We start from the raw sequence: 21489 nt of genomic DNA, 5'->3' as shown, positions 1-21489 counted from the left end.
AAAAGATACAAATTATTATATTTAATATATGCGAAAAAACATTCTACACAATATAAAAAACCTTATTTTACCAAACATAAGTCTGTTTTGTATTATCGTAATACTTCTATTCTTCTATCCAAACACTCTAAACTCTCAGATGAAAGAATATTTTATATCCCAGATAAACGATTTTATAAAATTCTCAACACCTTTTGGAAATGGCTTTTTATTCTCAACTCCCAAAAAATTATTCTACTTTGATATAAACTCGAAAAAACTTACAGAAATAAAAGGTATAGAAAACCTTCTAACAGACAGTGTTATAACATCGCTAGCATCTTCCTCATCGTATGTTTTTATCGGAACAACAAAAGGAGTATTAATATTAAACGAAAAATTTTCTGTAGTTAATGAAATAAACCAACAAAAAGGTCTTAAAGATCCAAACATAACATCTCTATATACAGATAACAAAAACCTTTACATAGGAACGAGATCTTGGGGAATATATACTTACGATTATAGTAAAAATTTCCTGAACAACACACCAATTTCAGCTGTAAATGGGCTTGTTGATAACTTCATAAAAGATATAAGGTTTCAATCATTTGATAAAGTAGTAGCATCTTCTGAAGGAATATCAATTTTTGATTACGTATTGTACACTTACTCAGGATACTCATCATCGGATTATCCAACATTATCAAAGAGTATAATGTCAATTGTTTGTTTTGGAGACAACATATATTTAGGAACTTCACTAGGCCTAATGGTATTTAACAAGCGATTAGAACAATTGAGAAGATTAGGATATAATTCTGCTGTTTTCTCAATGGATATAATAGGCAAAACATTAGTCATGGCAACATACGATGGATTAGTAACGTTTGACACAGAAACAGATAAATACGAATTAGCTCGAAATGAGATCCTAAGAAAACCTATAGCAAGTACCATATCTATCCTGAATAACATGATATTCATAGGATTCGATAACAAAACAGGTACATTTGCAGTATTAGAATACCAAAAACCATTCCTTAAAATACAAAACATAAGTTATATAGGTAAAAATAATATACAGGCATCTCTACATGGTTACAAATTAAACTCTATATCCACTATTTCAGTGTCACTGGTTTCGTTAAACCTAGGGAAAATATTCAACATAACTCCTTCTATAAACAAGTCACAAGACAATATCACCATAACATTTAACACCACAAACTTAATTGATGACACTTATATACTAAACATTGACTATGTTTCAGAAGACACAAAAGAAACAATAAAAGACATAATAGTAATTAGAAGTAAGCCTCCATCGATATCATTTTCTCCTGTACCACTCTTCCATAACCAGAGAAAAATAGATATAACCGGAAGAGCAATATCATCCGACGTAGAAAGCATAGAAGCAATAATAAACGGAAGAAAAGAAGCAACATCTTTTGATAAGAACCAAAATAGAATCCTAATTTCTATTCCACTTATCGAAGGTAGCAACAATATAACATTTGTATATAGAGATAGTTTCAACAATTACTCAACAAATAACCTATCAGTAATAGTTGACACTACTCAACCTAAAATTATTTCTGAAGATGGAACAAAAATAGTCGAAAAAAATGATAGATTTAATATAAAAGTTCAAGACCCATTCATAGACAAAATTATTTTTTCCGAAACTATATCAAATTTAACAGAAACAGAGTTAAAAGATGGTAAGGATATATCCTTCTCAATACCAAACAGAAATGTAAAAACCTTAAAAGTAGTAGCATACGACAAAGCAGGAAATTCAAGCACAAAAGATTTCGATGTAGTATTCTCTTCAGTTCCATCAGAAATACTAATAAAAGACATTCCAAAACAAACTTTTAGCCAAACTTTAAGTACAACCATCGAGTTTAAAGGCAAATTCAAAACAGCAATAATATACAGACAAGGAATACCCGTAATCCTTGTCGAGAATCCTCAAACATTTTTAATTACCAACATTCAACTTGAAAATGGTATAAACCTGATAAGAGTAGAAGGATTTTTAGAAACAGGGCAAGTCATAAACACATCAACAACAGTAGAATACATACCTCAAATACAATTAGAACAACAGACACCTAAGTTACAGAATCAAAATATTAACGATGAAATATTCAAATTGAGAAAAGAAAATGAAGAACTCAAAAAAAAGATATTAGAACTAGAAGAGACGATTAAGAAAATCTCCGAAGTAAAACCAATAAACAAAACAGAAAAAGTAATACTACCTAAAAACGACATAAATAACATTCCATCTCTAATCAAGGTAGATTATACCCCTGGCATTGATAGTTTTTCTAGAATATCAAAGAGACTTTATGGATCTGAAAGCTTCTCTCTATATTTTTACTATCTACTAGGAAAGACAAGTATTTCAAAACTAGTCTCTGAAAAGGGATACATAATAGCACCAAACAAGAAATTAATGGACATATTAGTAAAAACTGACGACATAACAGTTTTTGAAAGAGTTTCAATACTAATTGAATGGTGGATAATGAAAGATCTAGGGCAACCTGAGAAAATCCAAAAAATAGCAGAAAAAATGAATATAAAAACAACCGGTAGTAAACTAATATCTGAAAAAGGATTCATAATATCGCACGATAACTACGGAAACTATATAGCAGTTAGTGTAAAAAAGTAGCTAAAAAATGTAAAACAACAAATACCCTCAAATAATAATAAACAAGAATTACTCCAAATTAGCCTATTTTCTGTCACCTTCCATAGCTTTAACCTGATTGTTAAACCAATCTTGCTTTGACTTACTTTCCCTAAGAACCTGCTGAAGTTTACCAAACTTCTTTTCAAGAGATACTCTATAATCTTCAAGTTTGTCTTGAAACTTAGCATACATTTCTCTGTTGGACTTTATAACATTATCAATTTGTTTTTTCTTATTAGCCAAAATACCTCCCACCTTAGTATACTCATCAGACATAGCAACAAGGTTGTAAGCAAACCCAGCATCAACTATCTTATCCCCATTAGTATCATAACCGAACACATCATTAACAGCCATAATATCTTCTGCAATTTTCATATTAAACTTTTCAACATCAAATGTAAGTATCCCCTTTCTTACATACTCCCAGAGATCCGAACCAAAATCTAGCTTTGTAGATATATCTTTTGTATAAATACCTATATGGTAAAGCAGTTTAATATTTGTATTTCTCGTCTGGTAGGGTTGCATAGCAAACATCCTAAGTCTATCCTTGAGCCTATTCATTTCCATATCAGTAGCAAATGCTCCTTCTTCTTTCTCTTCATCAGGTTTTTCATAAAGTTGTCTCCTATCAACTATCGGTTTTGTTATTTTACTCAAATACATCATAATATTATTATACTTCTCTATAAGATTTGAAATGGTGTTTGTTATAATCTTGTAATCATAATCAACTTTAGTTTTTACTACCCTATTCTTATCTTCACCATTAATCCTTATGATACCATTTATCACATCCTTAATATCATTATCTTCTCTTTCAATCCTAACACCATCTAAATACAAAACTGCATTTTCTGCTCTAGTTATATAGTTTTTTGGCTCATACTCGGAAAGTATCTTCTTATCCTCAAGCTTGTCCCTAAGCAAAAGTCTATAGAAGTTTACTCTAGCAAAGTCATTACCATTTCTCAATGTTACTTTTTCTACTTCTTTACCTTGATAAACAGATAGATTAATAGAAGAAACATAACTATCAAATCTCAAATCCAACTTCGTACCATCAGAAAAGTGTAGAATTACAAACAAATTATCGTTTGTAATATACTCTTTGAATATATCGAAAGTAGTTATAGGAGTACCACCTTTAACTTCAACATTACTAACTTTTACACTTTCCATAAGTCTAATATCAACTTCTTTAGGTTTTGGTATGGGTTGAAAAACAAACGAATTAGAAATTTCAAGAATTGTATCTTTTGATACACTATACTTCATATCTCTCGAAAACTCTTCCCTATCCTTTAAAGTGAGAGAAGGAGATGTTGTAAAAAGCCTAAGTATATCAAGTTCTTTTACTTCTTGGGTTATTGCTTTTTCTCTCGTCAGAAGTCCAATTCTAACTAGTTCTGATAGTTCTCCAGTTATAAATACTTTTCCATTTTTACCCGTTTTCTTACCTTCTATCCTCAAAACTTCATTATCATTATCAACTTTTATCACAAAAGCAGAAACTATATCTTTAGCTTTTTCATTTATAACTTTTGCAAGGTCTTGAAGCTTCCCACCCTGAAATTCAACATTCACTTGTTTATCAAAGACAGAAATAGTAATCTTAAACGGCCTTAGTTCAGTTCCTATTGGCAAAATATCCGAAACAAAAACATCAGACTTTGCTATTTTTTCAACACGTATTTCATTTTCCCCTATATCAGCACCCCTGTTTGGTAAAATTTGCACAATACTTTCATCACTTGACAATCCTATTCTGCTCTGAAAAGGGGATCTGTAATCATAAATAGATTTAGCAGTATCTCTCAGTTCTCTAAGATTGTACTCTACAAAGTTTAATATTGCTTTCCTGATTGTCTGATTACTGATTTCTTGCTGATATTTTTCACCTTTCTGACTTTCAACTTCAACAAGTTTATCAATCATTTCATCTGTATTCATTCCTGTACCAAAAAACTCACTAACACCTACCTTCTTCTTGGTAGACTGAGAAAAACACACTAAAGGTGTAATAAAAATAAAGAATACTATCAAGAAAAAAGTAAGAAAACTCTTAGCCATACTATTATAATAAGCACTTCTGCTAAAAAAGTAAAAAACCATATTAATATAGTTCGGAATAATTCAACATTTTTTCTTCATTAATTCTAAGAAATAAACCATATTACTGACAATCTACAACTTGACAATAAAACTTCATCACATTAAAACATATTAAAAGCTTGAATACATTACCTTAAAATATTATAAGGGATCAAAATATTTAGAAATAACAAAAAACCTATCTTCAAAACATTTTCATTAAGAAATAGTTTCTTTGGTTTGTTTCTCCATTTCTTCCAACATATCCTGTGTTATACGCATAGAGCAAAAACCAGGTCCACACATTGAGCAAAATTTAGCTCTCTTATAAGGATCATCTGGCAAAGATTCATCATGGTATTTTCTAGCAGTTTCTGGATCTATAGCCAACTCAAACTGCTTAATCCAATCAAATCTAAATCTTGCTTTAGAAAGCTCCAAATCCCATTCTTTTGCTTTAGGAATACCTTTCGCTATATCGGCAGCGTGAGCAGCAATTCTATATGCTATTATTCCCTGTTTGACATCTTCAAGATTTGGTAAACCAAGATGTTCTTTTGGAGTTATATAACACAAAAGTGAAGCTCCATACCATCCTGCTAATGCAGCACCTATCGCAGACGCTATATGATCATAGCCTGGAGCAACATCAGTAACAAGAGGTCCCAAAACATAAAAAGGAGCTTCATCACACCATTCTTGCTGTATCTTAATGTTAAACTCAACTTGATGAAGCGGCACATGTCCAGGTCCCTCAACCATAACCTGAACTCCCCTAGACCAAGCTTTCCTTGTAAGATCTCCGAGCACCTTAAGTTCAGCTAACTGAGCTTCATCTGTAGCATCCTCTATACAACCAGGCCTTAGAGCATCTCCTAGACTAATGGTAACATCATATTTCTCACATATATCTAATATCTTATCAAAGTTTTCATATATGGGATTCTGTTTATTCTTTATGGTCATCCATTGCGCAATTATAGAACCACCTCTACTAACAATACCTGTTACCCTATTTTTAGTAAGCGGTAAGAATTCTTTGAGTATTCCAGCATGTAATGTCATATAATCAACACCTTGCTGGGCTTGAAGTTCAATAACAGATATTATATCATCCTCCGTTATATCCTCAACTAGCTTTCTCTCTGCAAGAGCTTGATATATAGGAACAGTACCCAAAGGTATTAAAGATCTCTTTATCAGAGCAACACGAATCTCATCTAAATTACCACCTGTTGATAAATCCATCACAGTATCTGCTCCATACTTAAGTACATAATCTAGTTTCCTAATCTCTTCATCAATACTCGGTATAACTGCTGAGGAACCTATGTTTGCGTTAATCTTTGTTCTGAATCGCTTACCAATAACAATCGGACTTAAACCTAAGTTCAAATGTACAACATTAGCCGGAATAACTGCTCTTCCTCTAGCAACTTCACTTCTTACAATCTCAGGAGAAACATTCTCTTTCTGAGCAGCAATTTTCATTGCTTCAGTAATAACATTACTCCTAGCAAAATTCATTTGTGTCATAAAAACCTCCCTACGCCAGTATTACCTGGATCAGGTTCAAAGGGTCCCTTGCAGCATTACAGCAAGGTTCTCAGATAGGTTAGCCCCTACCTCCCCTGTGAATAGTCCAGTATTCTAGTAGTATTTTAATCATAAGTCCAAACACATTTCAACATCAATAAAAACAATAATTCTGCTAAATTTTAAGCTCCAAAAGACTAATTTAGTCATTCAAACATTTTTTGACTTTGTCTAGTAATTTGAGACTATATTGTCTAAAGTAAAAGCGTCATGACTACTAGATAGAGTAATATTCAATGTAGATATACCGCTAATAGGTATATTCCCATCGGGATCAACATATATGTCTTGTAATGTATTTGTATAGAAAATACTTCTTATTATAGTATGCCCCGATATATCAACACCATCTTCATATATTCCATAAATAGGAATCCCAGAAGTAACCCCCCCAATTTGACACTTATCCAAAATCAATGGCAAATTAGAAGTTGAATTAGATATATATATGACACTTCTCTTAGGACCTACTGAATACGTCTCTGTTATCAGACTTTCTGATATAACGACAAGTCCTTGAATTTGTGTTACATATATTCCACCACCTAAAGGAGAAGAATTTCTAATTATTGCAGCAGAGATATTGTTACCACCTGTATTAGAAATATATATTCCACCACCACCCGATGAGGCATTATTTCTAGATATAAATCCCTTTATATTATTATCTGAAGTCCTAGAACCAACTAAAGCTAAACCAGCTCCAAATACCGATACATTATTAGTTATTATACCTTCTAGCCTATTATTCGAAGAGTTATACAACAAAACACCACCACCTAAAGAACCCGAAAAGTTAGCAAATACAAGAAAATTGAACTCGTTATTATGAGAATTAGTTAATAAAACACCACCACCTATACTAAATGAAGTGTTATACACAACATCTATGAAAAATCGGCTATTCTTAACATTTTCAAGAAAAATACCACCACCCAAAGCAGATGTATTATTACTCACTATTACATTTGTAAACATAACATTTAATGAATCTTTTACTGAGACACCACCTCCAAAAGAAGAATATGCTTTTCCATTAATAATGCCTAAGTTCTTAAAAACAGCTCCATTTACATTTCTTATTACAAGAGCTTGCTTAGTTGTATTAGTAAGATCAATAAAAGAAATACCTATCACACTGGAAAAATCAGAATTCCATCCACCAATAAGAGATATCTTATAGTTTGTTATAAAAATAGTACCTAAACTACCTAAACCATCTCCAACAATGTAAACACCATCTTCTATTAGTATCTCAACAGATCCATTAGTTTTAGACAAAATATCATAGGCTTTCTCAAGAGCCTTATGTATAGAAAAATAAGGTTTATTAGAATTACCACTATTACTATCATCACCTGTTTTTGAAACATAAATGCTAAACTTTACATTTTCATTATTCACATTCGGTGTCACACTACAAGAAAATAGAAACACAATAGCAGCAATCAAAACAATAATCTCCCTCATCCGCATCTCCATAAATATTATAGTAAATTTTCGTTAAAAAAATAAACATACCTTAAACTACATGAAATCACAAAAGCATGTAAACATACATTAACACAACCTGCATCTAATAATCGATGCTCTCGTAAGAATTTATTCTCTAGAAAGACAAAATATATAGTTAGTACTTAACAATCCTATTTATCAAGTACTGTTCTACAACGCTAAGAGCTGTTTGTATAGTCCAATATAAAACAAGTGCTGAAGGCAAATTCCAGAATATAAACATAAAAACTATTGGTATTATCCACATAACTGCTGTTTGCTGAGTTTGAGCTTTTGATGATGTAATATAAGTTTGGAACAATGAAATAGCAGTCATTATTATAGGTAGAAGATTTATTGAAGCAGGTAGAATAAAAAATCCTTCAAGTTCCTTTATGTAAAGGACAGTATCTGGTTTAGTAAGATCTTTTATCCAAAGAAGACTTTGCCCCTTTAGTTCAATAAATCCAGATAGGACATTATAAAGTGCTATAAATATAGGTATCTGCAACAAAAGGGGCAAACAACCAGATGCTGGATTAGCACCATATATTCTATAAAGCTCTGCTATCTCAGCATTCATTTTTCTAGGATCATCTTTATATTTTTCTTGTATTTCCTTTATCTTAGGTGCTATAAGTTGTAATCTTTTCATCGACACAGCAGACTTTATGCTCAAAGGCTCTAGAAGTATTTTAATGGCTATTGATATAAGTATTACAGCAGCTCCCCAGCTGCCAGTTAGATTATAGAATAGCTTAATCAGAAACTTAAGAAAATCATATATAGGCTTAAGAATACCACCATCTTCAAGAGCAGTAAAACCAATCCCAAAAGTCTCCAAAACCTCATTCTTTCTCGGACCAAGCAAAATTCTAAATCTATATTTTTCTTCAGCATTAGGACTCAAAATACGACTAGTAAGTCTCAAAGACATCAACTTGTTATATCCATACTTAGTTTCCTTACTAATAAATTCTGCTCTATACTCACCATTCAAAGGTACAACACCAACAACAGTATATCTATTTTCCATCCATATTCCTAAAACACTCTCATGCCCCTTAATACTATATCTTTCCGTACCAGTAAATATTGATGTTGTTAGAGTATCAATAAAATTAGTCGTTCCTTTCTCTATATATCCAGTTCTCAAATTCATATAAGCAAAGTGTTCATCCGAAGTATCTGGACCAAGAGGACCGCTAAAGACCAGAGAAATTCCTTCAAATACAACAGGTTTACTCTGCTGATTCTTCACTCTCACTTCTAACTCTAGGATGTTATCTGAAACAGGAGCAAATTTCCTAGAAATTAAGAATCTATTACCATTTATGTTAACTTCCGAAACACCATCTCTGCTAAACTCGATGACATCTATAACCTGATTTGTATATAAAATAACACTATCAACTAGTAACGATAGTTGAGGAAATATCTTGTTAGATAGACTAAGTTCATAATCTCTTCCTTCATACGAAAAGTATATACTATCTACACCTTTCTCATTTAAAGTTAGAGTAATGTTGCTCATCTTAATAACATAACTATAGGGGTTAGTTTTATATTTAACTAATCTAGTTTCACTACTTAAAATCAATTGATTGGTGTTTTTATTTATTTGTTTATTTTGTTGTGGTAGCGGCGGGAATAGTAATGTAAAAGCAAATACTATTCCCAACCATATAACTAAAAAAAGAAGAAGTCTTATCTCTCTTGACATTAAGCAACTCCTTCTCCTAAGAAATCAATTATTATCTTTTCATCTTCATCTTCTTTTCTCTTGAAGTCAATATTTTCATAGTACGAAGCTCCAGTACCAACGGGGACAGGCCTTCCAACTATTAAGTTTTCCTTAAGTCCAACTAGGTAATCCTCAGCACCCTTTATTGCCGCCTCAGTCAGAACCTTATGCGTCTCTTGGAATGATGCTGCTGATAAAAAGCTTTCACTAGTAAGCGCAGCTCTAGATATACCTAGTATGATTATTTTACCCTTTGCAGGTACTCCACCTTGTGATATTATCTCATTATTAACTTTTTCAAATTCACCAGCACTGACAACTTGCCCCATTATAAATCTAGTATCTCCTGGTTCAACTATTCTAACTTTTCTAACCATTTGTCTTATTACCACACCAATATGCTTGTCATCAATTTTCACACCCTGATCCCTGTATATGCTCTGAATCTTGTTTAACAAATATTTGGACACCTCTTCAACACCTAAAACCTGTAACATACCTTGTAGAGATTTTTCTCCATCACACAACTCCTCTCCAACCTTGACATAGTCTCCATTTCTAACGTACAAATATCTTCCAGAAGGTATTTTATGTCTAACCCTATTACCGAACTGATCTTCAACAACAACTACTACTTTACCTTTATCTATCTCGATACTCACGATACCTGATATCTTAGCAAGTACACTTTGATTTTTAACACCTCTAGCTTCAAATAAGTTCGTAACTCTAGGTAAACCAGAAACAATATCGTAAGTCCTTCTCTTTGATCTACTCCTCTTAGCAAGTATCTCTCCAACTTTAACTCTATCACCTGTCTTCACTCTAATTTCAGCATCCGCTGGAACATAATCCACAGAGATAACATTACCCCAATCATCAATTATCTTTAGAATTTTATCTCTCTGAGATGAAGGTTTTGTTGTATCTTCTTCTATGGTAACCACACCTTCTTTTTCCGATATTATAGGCTCGTTATAAGGATCAAATCTAACTATAGGTACATTACTTTCAACTATATCCCCCTCATTAACCAATATAACAGAACCAATAGGTATCTTCACAAGAGTTTCATCTGCTTCACATATAAAAACTTTATCATTCGATATACCAACCTTCATGTACTCCCAAGCTTTAAGTTCTGAACCATCTTTAAAAACACCAATAACATCCCCCTCTTCAAAATCCCTAAACTCACCTTCTTTGATGTTTATATTTTTGAAATCACTAACATCGTATACATGGTATGAAGATTGAGACTTATCAGAAATCTTCGATAGTATTTTGTAGACGGATATATTACCTTTTCTCGTTGTAACCTTTTCATTATCAGAGTTAATAACAAAACAATTTGATATATCATTAACGAAAACAGGCACACTAAAATCAATCCAGCTCTTTTCAACTATTGCAGATGCTATACCACCTGTATGGAAAGTTCTCATAGTAAGCTGAGTTCCAGGCTCACCTATTGATTGTGCCGCAATAATACCAACAGCCTCTCCTATATTAACAGGTTTGTTATGTGCAAGATCCCATCCATAACATTTTGCACAAATACCCCTTTCAGATTCACAAGTTAAAACATGCCTTATCATAACTCTCGAGATTCCTGATTTATCGATCATTTTAGCTTTATCAAAATCTATTATTTCGTTTGCTTTCACTATTATCTCACCAGTCTGAGGATCATGAACATCAAAAAGAGAAGTTTTCCCTATAAGTCTCTCTATCATACTCTCTCTACCACCTTCTTCATCTTCAGAAACCACAATACCTTTAGCAGTCCCACAATCTTCATCAGTTATAACAACAGAGTGTGCTATATCAACAAGTTTTCTAGTTAAATAACCAGCTTCAGAAGTCTTCAAAGCAGTATCAGCAAGTCCTTTTCTACCACCATGAGCTGAAATAAAGTATTCCCAAAGACCTAATCCTTCCTTGAAGTTTGATTTAATAGGCAACTCTATGATTTCACCTGAAGGTTTAGACATAAGACCTCTCATACCTGCAAGCTGTTTAACCTGTTCTCTGTTACCTCTTGCACCAGAAGTCATCATAGCATAAACAGGATTAAAACCATCTTGATCTTCTCTAAGGGTACTTTCAACCTCTTTCTTAAGCTTATCCCCAACATGAGACCATATGCTAATTATCTTATTAAACCTTTCATCAGCATTTATGAGTTCCTTAGCAAAATCTTCATTAACTTTATACTCTTCCATTTCAGCTTTTGATATAAGTTCATGCTTTCGTGGCGGAATTTTTATATCTTCTAAAGATATAGTCGATGCTCTTTTAGTAGCGTAGTAATAACCGATTTCTTTCATGTTTTCTAGTAACTTAACAGTTTCCCATCTACCACATTGCATATAACAATCCTTAACCAAATTGTTTAAATCTTTGTTAGTTAGGTTCTTATTGACAAATCTTAGCTTATCTGGTAAAAGTGAGTTGAATATAACTCTACCAACAGTGGTTTCTATCTTTTCTCCTTTGTAGACAAAAATTATGTTTTCGTAAGTAGAAATTTTATTAATCTCCCAAAGGTATCTAACTTCACTAAACGAACCAAAAATTTTCTTTTTTTCCTGCTCCTTACTAAGCGATTTAGTAAGATAATACATTCCTAAAACCATATCTTGTGTTGGGAACATTATAGGTTCACCAGTTGCTGGCTTTAACAAGTTTCTAGCCGACAACATAAGAACCCACGCTTCAACTTGAGCTTCCGGTGAAAGCGGCACATGTACAGCCATCTGGTCACCATCAAAATCAGCATTGTACGGATGACACACAAGAGGATGAAGATGAATAGCTGTATCTTCAACAAGTACGGGCTCAAAAGCTTCTATACTTAATCTATGTAAAGTAGGAGCTCTATTAAGAAGCACAGGATGCTTACTAACAACTGCCTCTAAACACTCATGTACTCTAGGATCATTATATGTCTCAGCAATATTCTTAGCCTGTTTTATGTTAAAAGCATATTTTCTAGAAATAAGTTCTTTCATAACAAACGGCTTAAAAAGTTCAACAGCCATTTTTCTAGGTATTCCACATTGCCATAGTTTAAGCTTTGGATCAACAACTATAACAGATCTACCTGAATAATCAACTCTCTTACCCAAGAGATTTTGTCTGAATCTCCCTTGTTTTCCTTTGAGCAATGCTGCTAAAGATCTCATCACCTTATTGGAAGGTGTTTTAACTGGGTTTTTCTTTCTACTATTATCTATAATAGCATCAACTGAATCCTGCAACAATCTCTTTTCGCTTTTTATTATTATCTCAGGGGCACTTAAGCTTATTATTTTTTTCAATCTGTTATTCCTATTTATTATTTTTCTATAGAGTTCATTCAAATCTGAAGCAGCAAACCTTCCACCATCTAATAGTACCATAGGTCTAAGTTCTGGTGGTATAACAGGTAACGCCTCTATAACCATCCATTCAGGTTTTATACCTGACTTTATGAGGCTTGTTATAATATCAAGTCGTTTAACAATCTTAGGATCTGCTTTCTCTCCAGACTCTTCAACTTCTCTTCTCAATTGTTTCTCAACAGCTTCAAGATCAATAATCTCCAAAGCCTGTTTTATAGCTTCTGCTCCAGTCTCAGCAACAAAACGTCCTCTATATTTTTCTGAGTATTTTTCATAATCCGAATCCGATATTATCTGAAATCTCTTCAACTCAGGTACATCACCAGGATCAATAACTAAATAACTATCATGATATATTACATTTACAAGCTCAGATGTGGAGTTAAGCCCCAATATTAAACCTATCCTACTTGGAGTTATTTTATAAAACCAAATATGTACAACAGGAGCAACTAACTCAATATGTCCCATTCTTTCTCTTCTAACTTTAGACTCTGTAACTTCAACTCCACATCTATCACAAACTATTCCTTTATATCTCTTAGAAGAAAATTTACCACAATGACATTTGTAATCTTGAGTAGGTCCAAATATTCTTTCACAGAAAAGACCATCTCTTTCTGGTTTGAGAGTTCTGTAATTTATAGTCTCTGGTTTCTTAACTTCTCCATAAGAGTATGCTCTGACAATTTCAGGAGAAAATATAGTAACTCTTATTTTCTTTACATTTCTTATGTCAAATTCTCCTGGTTTCTTAGAAAGACTTATACTCATAAAATCCTCCTAAAATTTATAGGGGAGCTAGCCCCTTTTACTTTTTGTAGCATGAACATGTCTATCTTTAGGGAAGATATAAACATAATTACCATCTCTATCAAAAACCTCGAGATCAAGTAACAATCCTCTCATTTCGTTTATAAGTACTTTAAACGACTCTGGAACATTATATTGAGAAACATATTTACCTTTTGTTATACCATCATAAGCTTTAACTCTTCCTTCAATATCATCAGATTTAACAGTAAGCATTTCATGAAGTAAAGTTGAAGCACCATAAGCTTCCAAAGCCCAAACTTCCATTTCACCAAGTCTCTGTCCACCAAACTGAGCTTTTCCACCCAAAGGCTGTTGTGTTATTAAGGCATAAGGACCTATAGATCTTGCGTGTATTTTATCATCCACCATATGAACTAATTTCATAACATAATGATAACCTACCATAACTTCAGACTCAAAGTACTCACCAGTTCTACCATCTCTTAATCTAACCTTAGAAGTTTCCGGTAACCCAGCTCTTCTCATTTCAGCTTTAACTTCTTCATAATCAGGACCTTCAAAAACAGGTATTCTATAATGAGTACCAAGCCTTATACCAGCCCATCCCAACATAGTTTCAAAAAGCTGTCCCAAATTCATTCTGGAAGGCACACCTAGAGGATTTAGTATTATATCAACTGGAGTACCGTCAGGTAACATAGGCATATCTTCCATAGGAGCTATTCTAGCAATAACTCCTTTATTACCATGCCTTCCTGACAACTTATCACCAACCTTTATCTTTCTCTTCTGAGCAATATAAATCTTTACAAGTTCCTTGACACCTATTGGAAGCTCATCCTTATTTTTCTTTGAAAATCTGTCAACACCTATAACGATACCTCCTTCACCGTGAGGTACCCTCAAAGATGAATCTTTTACCTCTCTTGATCTCTCACCGAATATAACTTTAATTAGTTTAAACTCAGGACTATCCACTTCTTCACTTTTAGGTGTAATCTTACCAACTAGAATATCTCCTGATTTTACATAAGATCCTATTCTAACTATACCATCTTCATCAAGATGAGAAACTCTATCTTCTCCGACACCAGGTATCTCTCTTGTTATCTCTTCGTCACCAAATTTAGTACTCCTAACAGATACTTCATAATCATATATATGAATAGATGTTAAAATATCCTCCTTAACGAGTCTATCGCTTATAGTTATAGCATCTTCGTAATTATACCCATACCAAGGCATGTAAGCTATCAATAGATTAGCACCCAATGATAACTCTCCTTTGTCCATAGCAGGGCCATCTGCTATAACTTGACCTTTCTCTACTCGTTGCCCCTTATCAACAATAGGTCTCTGATTGTAACACGTATTATTATTTGTACTAGTAAACTTCATAAGATCGTACCTTGTCTCAGTACCATCATCATTCTGTACTATTATGTATGTCGACGAAACTTTCTTAACAACACCTGACTTATTAGCTACAACACCATAACCAACTTGCTTAGCAACAACTTCTTCCATACCAGTTCCAACTATAGGTGCTTGAGGTTTTATAAGAGGTACAGCTTGTCGTTGCATATTAGATCCCATAAGAGCTCTATTAGCATCATCATGTTCCAAAAACGGTATCAACGAAGTAGACACACTAAATATTTGCTTAGGAGAAACATCCATAAATTGAACTTTCTCTCTAGGTACTTTAATAAACTTTCCTCTGTACCTGACTTGAACTTCCTGATTAACAAGAAAACCATTCTCATCAATTGGTTCAGTAGAATTACATATGTAATAATCCTCTTCATCTATTGGATTTAAGTATTTCACTGTTTCCGTAATCTTGCCATTTTCAACAACTCTGTATGGCGTCTCAATAAACCCATATTCATTCACCTTGGCATAAGTAGCTAATGATAGTATTAGACCTATATTTTGACCTTCTGGTGTCTCAATAGGACAAAGCCTTCCATAATGAGAGTAATGTATATCTCTAACTTCAAAACCTGCTCTTTCTCTTGTAAAACCACCTGGACCTAAAGCAGATACTCTCCTCTTATTAGTAAGTTCAGAAAGAGGATTTATTTGATCCATAAAGTGGGACAATTGGTTCGTACCAAAAAACTCGTTAAGAGGTGCCATAAATGGTTTTGACATTATTATAGCCTGAACCGCTGAATCACCCTTATCATCAATACTCAACTTATCCTCTACTATCTTCTGAAGCTTGGCAAAGGTAGGAATAAGTTGTTGATAAACAAGCTCACCAACTGCTTTTATCCTTCTATTACTAAGATGATCTATATCATCAACTATTTCATTACTAGAAAATATGTGAAGTAAAGTCTTTATAGCCCTTACTATATCTTCCTGAATCAAGGAGAGATAATTTTTAACAATTTGTTTCTTTTCCTCCGAAGCATCCCTATATAACCTTATAAGTAGTTTATATCTTCCTACTTCACCCAAATCAAAGTTTTTAACATCGTAAAGCTGTCTCTGAATCTCTCTCATGACAGTATCTTTCGTAACATTACTAAGGTAGTTTATAGACCTAATCTGATCTGATATTTTAGTTATTGCTCTCTCAAGAAGTCTCTCTTCTCTCGTAGCATTAGAATTATCTTTAGAAGTATCCTCTAAACCATAATCTGATACAGTTTCAAGTTCTCTCCTCAAAGTATTAAAAAGAGGTTGCGAATTTTTTATACTTTCTTCAGAAATAACTCTAATATTTTTGTTCTTCAAAGTTGACACAACATTTAAAAATGTATCTATGTCAACTGTATGAGTATCCTTCACTTGTAGTTGTGTTTTACTAACTCTACCAACTCTAGTACCAGCTAAAAACAGGATATTACCATCTTCATCCTTTATATCATCGTAAAGATAAAAATATTTTGAAACTAAGTTCGGATTCTTTGAAAAATCTATCTCATCATACTCAAAAAAGTTCCCTATTATATCCTTTGTGCTCATTCCAATAGCTCTCAAAAAGTATGTAAGCAACATTTTCTTCTTATTATCAATACTAAAATACATCAACTCCTTCTTAAGAGATATACCAAACTCTAACCACATTCCTCTTTCAGGAACAATTTTACAAGACAATTCCCCCTTCCTATTACTAAAAATTATTCCTGATGATTTTATTATCTGGCTTACTATAACTCTCTCAACACCATTTATTATAAAAGTTGCCCTATCAGTCATGAGTGGAATATCACCTATGTATGAATCCTTTTTCTCAATAACTTCTTTTGTCCTATAGTTATATATCCTAAAAGTAACTCTTATAGGAGCAGAATAAGTTAAATTCTTCTTTATACACTCCTCAGGAGTATGTAGAGGTTTATCAATTCGATATGATACTACATCAAACTCTACATCACCAACTTTAACAGGGAAAAAGCTTTTAAACAATTTCATTAGTCCTTTATTTTGTCTCATTTCATGAGGGATATCAGCTTGCAGAAAAAAATCATAAGATTTTTTTTGCAACTCCAAAAGATAGGGAACATCGTAGGATAATTTTACTTTACCAAAAAACTTTTTCTGAAACTTCATAAAACACCTCTAAACGGAAATATTTAAAAAAGAAATGTAAATCAAATTTAAACACATCAACAATATGAGAAAAAAACAGAGGACAATAATGCCCTCTTACATTACTTAAGCTCAACAACTGCTCCTGCTTCTTCGATTGCTTTCTTTATCTTCTCTGCCTCATCTTTTGGTACACCTTGTTTTACTGGTTTTTGTCCATTACTCTCAACAATATCTTTAGCATCCTTTAAGCTTAGACCTGTTATATCTTTGACAACTTTGATAACTTGTAATTTAGCATCACCAACTTCCTTGATAAATATATCAAAGTTAGTTTTCTCTTCTGGTTCTGCGCTGGCAGTAGATTGAGCAGCTGGTGCAATCCCAGCAGCAACAACAGGCATAGCAGCACTAACTCCAAATTTATCTTCTAGTGCTTTCCTGAGCTCAACGAGTTCCATTACAGTCATGTTTGATATAGCTTCAACCAAATCTTCAACAGATAACTTACTAGCCATAAAATACCTCCTTAATGAATATAAGAAAATCTATTTCTTTTTATCCTCAATAGCCTTGAGGACAAAAACAAAACTCTGAACTATGTTATTTAACGTATAGACAAACGAAGAGACCCCTCCACTTACAGCACCTACAACATAACCTATTAGTTCATTCTTAGATGGCAACTTAGAAAGCTCTATCGTTTGCTCTCTACTGTAAAACATCTTTTCAAAGAGAGAACTCTTCACCTTTACAGGATTATCTTTTTCTAACTTAACGATATACTTAAGAATGTCAAAAAAAGCCACATCATCAGCAAACACAATACCATTAACCCCTACAAGGGGAATATCTATACCCATATCATTTTTGAAAAACTTATAAGCTACTGTGTTCTTCACAACCTTATAATAACCACTTCTCTTCTTTATCTCTCTCCTAAAATTAGTTATACTCTCAACATTCATTCCCGTAAAATCAACGAATATAAGATTACTACCATATTTTGAATTAAGATCTTTTATTTCAGCATACAACTCTAAATTTCTTTTACTAGGCATACCTTCCTCCTACTAAACAGATATCTTATTAGCCTCTTGTATAACCTGCGTCCTGTTTAACTTAACTCCAGGCCCCATAGTCGAAGAAATACTTACATTTTTTATAAACTCGCCTTTATAATCAGATGGCCTATATCTATTAACCTCTCTAATTAGAGATAGAATATTATCCTTAATTTTATCTTTACCCATACTTTTCTTACCAACAGAAACATGAATATTCCCTGTCTTATCAGTTCTAAATTCAAGTTTACCTTTCTTAAACTCTTGAACCGCTTTAGCAATATCAAAAGTTACAGTACCAACTTTAGGGTTTGGCATAAGTTTTTTCCTACCAAGTATAGGCCCTAACTTGGAAACTTCTTTCATTATATCTGGAGTTGCTATAACAACATCATAATCTACCCATTGCTCTTTTAGTATTTTTTCTATAAGATCTTCTGCACCAACATAGTCAGCTCCAGATTCCTTAGCCTCTTTAGCTTTATCACCCTTAGCAAAGACCAACACTTTAACCTGCTTACCAGTTCCATGAGGCAAAGAAACGCTACCTCTCACAGATTGACCTTGCTTAAGACCTGTCTTTATGGCAACATCTATACTTTCATCAAACTTAGCATTTGCTGTCTTAAATACTAAATCAAGAGCTTCATCAAGACTATAAAACTTTTCTTTATCAACCAAGGTAACATTTTGAGAATATCTCTTACTCCTAGACATAATTCCCTCCTTACACTTCGACCTCTATACCCATATTCCTAGCAGTACCTATAACCATTTTTTCAACAGATTCGATACTATCAGCATTTGTATCAGGTAACTTTATCTGAGCAATTTTTCTTATCTGTTCCTTAGTAAGTTTACCAACTTTCTGAACATTAGGAGCAGAGGACCCTTTTTCTATACCAAGTTCTTTCTTTATCAAAATTGAAGTTGGTGGGGTTTTAACAACAAACTCATAAGTTCTATCAGTATAAACAGTTATAACAACAGGAACTATTAAACCCTTTTGAGAAGCAGTAGCTTCATTGAATTTTTTAACAAAATCCATAATAGGGACACCATGCTGACCTAGAGCAGGACCAACAGGAGGAGCTGGTGTTGCTTCACCAGAAGGTATCTGAAGTTTTACAATAGCTTTTACCTCTTTCTTAGCCATAACTACACCTTAGAAATGTGACGTTAATTATAACATCCTATACAACAAAAAGTCAAATTACATTCATTGCAAAATTTTCCAAGAAATTGCTTTAAATCTAAAATATCCAAATACCATCTACTTCCTAACAACTACTATCACTTCTTCAGCAAGAAGATTAGGAAGTAAATTAATTATCATACTTTTACATCCAAATTTTGTTATAGGTATTATTTTTTCAATTTTTACTCCTTTTATCCTACATAGATTAACAAAATCTTTGAGAGTAAAAAGATGAATATTTGGGGTATCAAACCAAGAATATGGTAGTTCAGATGTAACTGGCATCTGTCCTCTAAACAGTAGATAAGTTCTAACTTTAATGTTACCAAAATTTGGAAAACTTATAATAGCGTTCCTAGATATTCTCAACACTTCTTCTAGAAGTTTGCCTGGAGATTTAAGCTGTTGTATTGTTTTACTCAAAACCACATAATCAAAAGCATCATCACCTATAAAATTTAATCCTCTATTTATATCATACTGTATAACATTAAGCCCCTTAGATAAACATTCTCTAACTTCCTCTGCATCAATTTCAACTCCTAAACCATATATTGACTTCTTATTCTTAAGATACAGTAGTAACTCTCCATTTCCGCACCCCAAATCCAACACTCTTGCCCCCGAAGATATTATTTCAGATATTATTTCCAAATCCCTTCTCATACTATCTCTCTAACTCTTTCTTCTCATAAACAGAATCAATAAAAGCTTTTATAACTTTGCTTTCAAATTCTGTATCAACCAAAAATGAGTCATGCCCATGTATTGACTCTATGTTTACGTAAGACACATCTTTATTTAGAGATATAAGAGCAGAAACCATCTCAATAGACTCTTGTGGTGGAAAAAGCCAATCAGACGAAAACGATATAAACAAATATCTCGAAGTTGCTCTTCTAAATGCTTTTTTTAGATCCCCATCACCATACTTCTGAGGTAGATCAAAGTAATCCATAGCCTTGGTTATGTAAAGATAAGAATTTGCATCAAATCTTTTTACAAACTTTTCACCCTGATACCCTAGATAACTTTCAACTTCAAAATCAAACTCATCTACATCGTACGTTTTATCGTTTATAAATTTTCTACCAAACTTTACATCCATCGACTCACCACTGAGATAAGTTATGTGACCTATCATTCTTGCTATACTTAAGCCTTTTGAAGGAAAAGTGTTCTTTTTGTAATAATCTCCCTGAGCCCAATTAGGATCAGACATTATAGCATTTCTCCCTACTGCGTCAAATGCTATATTTTGAGCAGAACAATTAGCAGTCGCTGCTATAACAATAGCACTTTCAACGATCTCAGGATACATCAAAGACCACTCTAAAGCTTGCATACCTCCCATTGAACCACCAACCACAGAAACAACTTTATCTATTCCTAAATATCTCAACAGTTCCCTTTGAACCTTAACCATATCACCAATAGTTATAACAGGAAATGAAAGACCATATATTTCTCCAGTTTTTGGATTTATTGAAGCAGGACCTGTAGTACCATAACAACTACCCAGAAAATTTGAAGAAATAACAAAATACTTCTTAGTATCTATACCTTTGTTAGGTCCTATAACATCCTCCCACCATCCTTCAGTATTACCATCCAAAACACCATTTTCTATCTCTCTCATATACCCAGCTGAATGAGCAGAACCTGATAAAGCATGACATACTAATATAACATTATCTCTGTTTTCATTCAGAGTACCATAGGTTTCGTACGCAACCTCAATAGGACCAGGTAATAAAGCACCAGATTCCAACTCAAGTCCATCAGGAAAAATCTTTACAATTTCAGTCTTAGTAAGCCCTACTGTACTTTCCTCATCTTTTTCTTCAATAATCTGCCCTAATCTGGTTTTTTTAAGTATCTTATACTTTTTCATA

The 21489-nt window shown here is 33.1% G+C and carries 13 protein-coding genes and 1 riboswitch; of the genes, 1 reads left to right on the top strand and 12 read right to left on the bottom strand.

Annotated elements, in window-relative coordinates; genetic code table 11:
- Positions 1-28: 28 nt before the first annotated feature.
- Positions 29-2671: a hypothetical protein gene (locus tag N2712_06030; GenBank protein ID MCX8029536.1), complete on the top strand. Its 2643-nt coding sequence runs from the start codon at positions 29-31 to the stop codon at positions 2669-2671.
- 63 nt (positions 2672-2734) lie between these two features.
- Here the strand turns inward: N2712_06030 and fliD are convergent, their stop codons facing one another.
- From fliD to N2712_05970, 12 genes are all read right to left on the bottom strand, one after another.
- The gene (gene fliD / locus N2712_06025; GenBank protein MCX8029535.1) at positions 2735-4810 is read right to left on the bottom strand and encodes a flagellar filament capping protein FliD; all 2076 of its coding nucleotides are present in this window, start codon (positions 4808-4810) and stop codon (positions 2735-2737) included.
- Positions 4811-5008: 198 nt separating this feature from the next.
- A complete protein-coding gene (thiC, locus tag N2712_06020; GenBank protein MCX8029534.1) occupies positions 5009-6325 on the bottom strand; it encodes a phosphomethylpyrimidine synthase ThiC in 1317 nt (438 codons plus the stop codon).
- A riboswitch (TPP riboswitch) is annotated at positions 6315-6432 on the bottom strand. Its footprint overlaps the gene before it by 11 nt.
- A 124-nt stretch (positions 6433-6556) precedes the next feature.
- Positions 6557-7855 carry a hypothetical protein gene (locus tag N2712_06015; GenBank protein ID MCX8029533.1) on the bottom strand — a complete coding sequence of 433 codons (1299 nt, stop codon included), beginning with the start codon at positions 7853-7855 and terminating at the stop codon, positions 6557-6559.
- Positions 7856-8015: 160 nt separating this feature from the next.
- On the bottom strand, positions 8016-9602 hold the full coding sequence (yidC, locus tag N2712_06010) for a membrane protein insertase YidC (protein MCX8029532.1): 1587 nt from the start codon (positions 9600-9602) through the stop codon (positions 8016-8018).
- A complete protein-coding gene (gene rpoC / locus N2712_06005; protein MCX8029531.1) occupies positions 9602-13783 on the bottom strand; it encodes a DNA-directed RNA polymerase subunit beta' in 4182 nt (1393 codons plus the stop codon). Before rpoC ends, yidC begins: the two co-directional genes overlap by 1 nt.
- 27 nt (positions 13784-13810) lie before the next feature.
- Positions 13811-17353, bottom strand: coding sequence for a DNA-directed RNA polymerase subunit beta (gene rpoB, locus N2712_06000; protein MCX8029530.1), 3543 nt, complete (start codon positions 17351-17353; stop codon positions 13811-13813).
- Between the two features lie 101 nt (positions 17354-17454).
- On the bottom strand, positions 17455-17850 hold the full coding sequence (gene rplL / locus N2712_05995) for a 50S ribosomal protein L7/L12 (protein MCX8029529.1): 396 nt from the start codon (positions 17848-17850) through the stop codon (positions 17455-17457).
- Positions 17851-17880: 30 nt separating this feature from the next.
- A complete protein-coding gene (gene rplJ, locus N2712_05990) occupies positions 17881-18393 on the bottom strand; it encodes a 50S ribosomal protein L10 (GenBank protein MCX8029528.1) in 513 nt (170 codons plus the stop codon).
- 12 nt (positions 18394-18405) lie between these two features.
- Positions 18406-19116: a 50S ribosomal protein L1 gene (rplA, locus tag N2712_05985; GenBank protein MCX8029527.1), complete on the bottom strand. Its 711-nt coding sequence runs from the start codon at positions 19114-19116 to the stop codon at positions 18406-18408.
- Between the two features lie 7 nt (positions 19117-19123).
- A complete protein-coding gene (gene rplK / locus N2712_05980) occupies positions 19124-19552 on the bottom strand; it encodes a 50S ribosomal protein L11 (GenBank protein MCX8029526.1) in 429 nt (142 codons plus the stop codon).
- A 117-nt stretch (positions 19553-19669) separates the two neighbouring features.
- Positions 19670-20260 carry a methionine biosynthesis protein MetW gene (gene metW / locus N2712_05975; protein MCX8029525.1) on the bottom strand — a complete coding sequence of 197 codons (591 nt, stop codon included), beginning with the start codon at positions 20258-20260 and terminating at the stop codon, positions 19670-19672.
- Between the two features lies 1 nt (position 20261).
- Complete coding sequence (locus tag N2712_05970) at positions 20262-21488, bottom strand: homoserine O-acetyltransferase (GenBank protein MCX8029524.1); 1227 nt, start codon at positions 21486-21488, stop codon at positions 20262-20264.
- Position 21489 lies beyond the last annotated feature (1 nt).

It is taken from the genome of Brevinematales bacterium (genome assembly GCA_026415355.1).
Classification (GTDB): domain Bacteria; phylum Spirochaetota; class Brevinematia; order DTOW01; family DTOW01; genus SKYB106.
The sequence above is the reverse complement of the archived record's forward strand: the minus strand, read 5'-3'. Positions and strand labels throughout refer to the sequence as shown.

What these genes read in the sequence shown, in the direction of transcription:
- thiC (MCX8029534.1), bottom strand. Translation starts at nt 6,325, where the DNA reads ATGACACAAATGAATTTTGCTAGGAGTAATGTTATTACTGAAGCAATG.
- yidC (MCX8029532.1), bottom strand. Translation starts at nt 9,602, where the DNA reads ATGTCAAGAGAGATAAGACTTCTTCTTTTTTTAGTTATATGGTTGGGA.
- rplL (MCX8029529.1), bottom strand. Translation starts at nt 17,850, where the DNA reads ATGGCTAGTAAGTTATCTGTTGAAGATTTGGTTGAAGCTATATCAAAC.
- rpoB (MCX8029530.1), bottom strand. Translation starts at nt 17,353, where the DNA reads ATGAAGTTTCAGAAAAAGTTTTTTGGTAAAGTAAAATTATCCTACGAT.
- fliD (MCX8029535.1), bottom strand. Translation starts at nt 4,810, where the DNA reads ATGGTTTTTTACTTTTTTAGCAGAAGTGCTTATTATAATAGTATGGCT.
- rplJ (MCX8029528.1), bottom strand. Translation starts at nt 18,393, where the DNA reads ATGCCTAGTAAAAGAAATTTAGAGTTGTATGCTGAAATAAAAGATCTT.
- N2712_06015 (MCX8029533.1), bottom strand. Translation starts at nt 7,855, where the DNA reads ATGAGGGAGATTATTGTTTTGATTGCTGCTATTGTGTTTCTATTTTCT.
- rplK (MCX8029526.1), bottom strand. Translation starts at nt 19,552, where the DNA reads ATGGCTAAGAAAGAGGTAAAAGCTATTGTAAAACTTCAGATACCTTCT.
- N2712_06030 (MCX8029536.1), top strand. Translation starts at nt 29, where the DNA reads ATGCGAAAAAACATTCTACACAATATAAAAAACCTTATTTTACCAAAC.
- metW (MCX8029525.1), bottom strand. Translation starts at nt 20,260, where the DNA reads ATGAGAAGGGATTTGGAAATAATATCTGAAATAATATCTTCGGGGGCA.
- rpoC (MCX8029531.1), bottom strand. Translation starts at nt 13,783, where the DNA reads ATGAGTATAAGTCTTTCTAAGAAACCAGGAGAATTTGACATAAGAAAT.
- N2712_05970 (MCX8029524.1), bottom strand. Translation starts at nt 21,488, where the DNA reads ATGAAAAAGTATAAGATACTTAAAAAAACCAGATTAGGGCAGATTATT.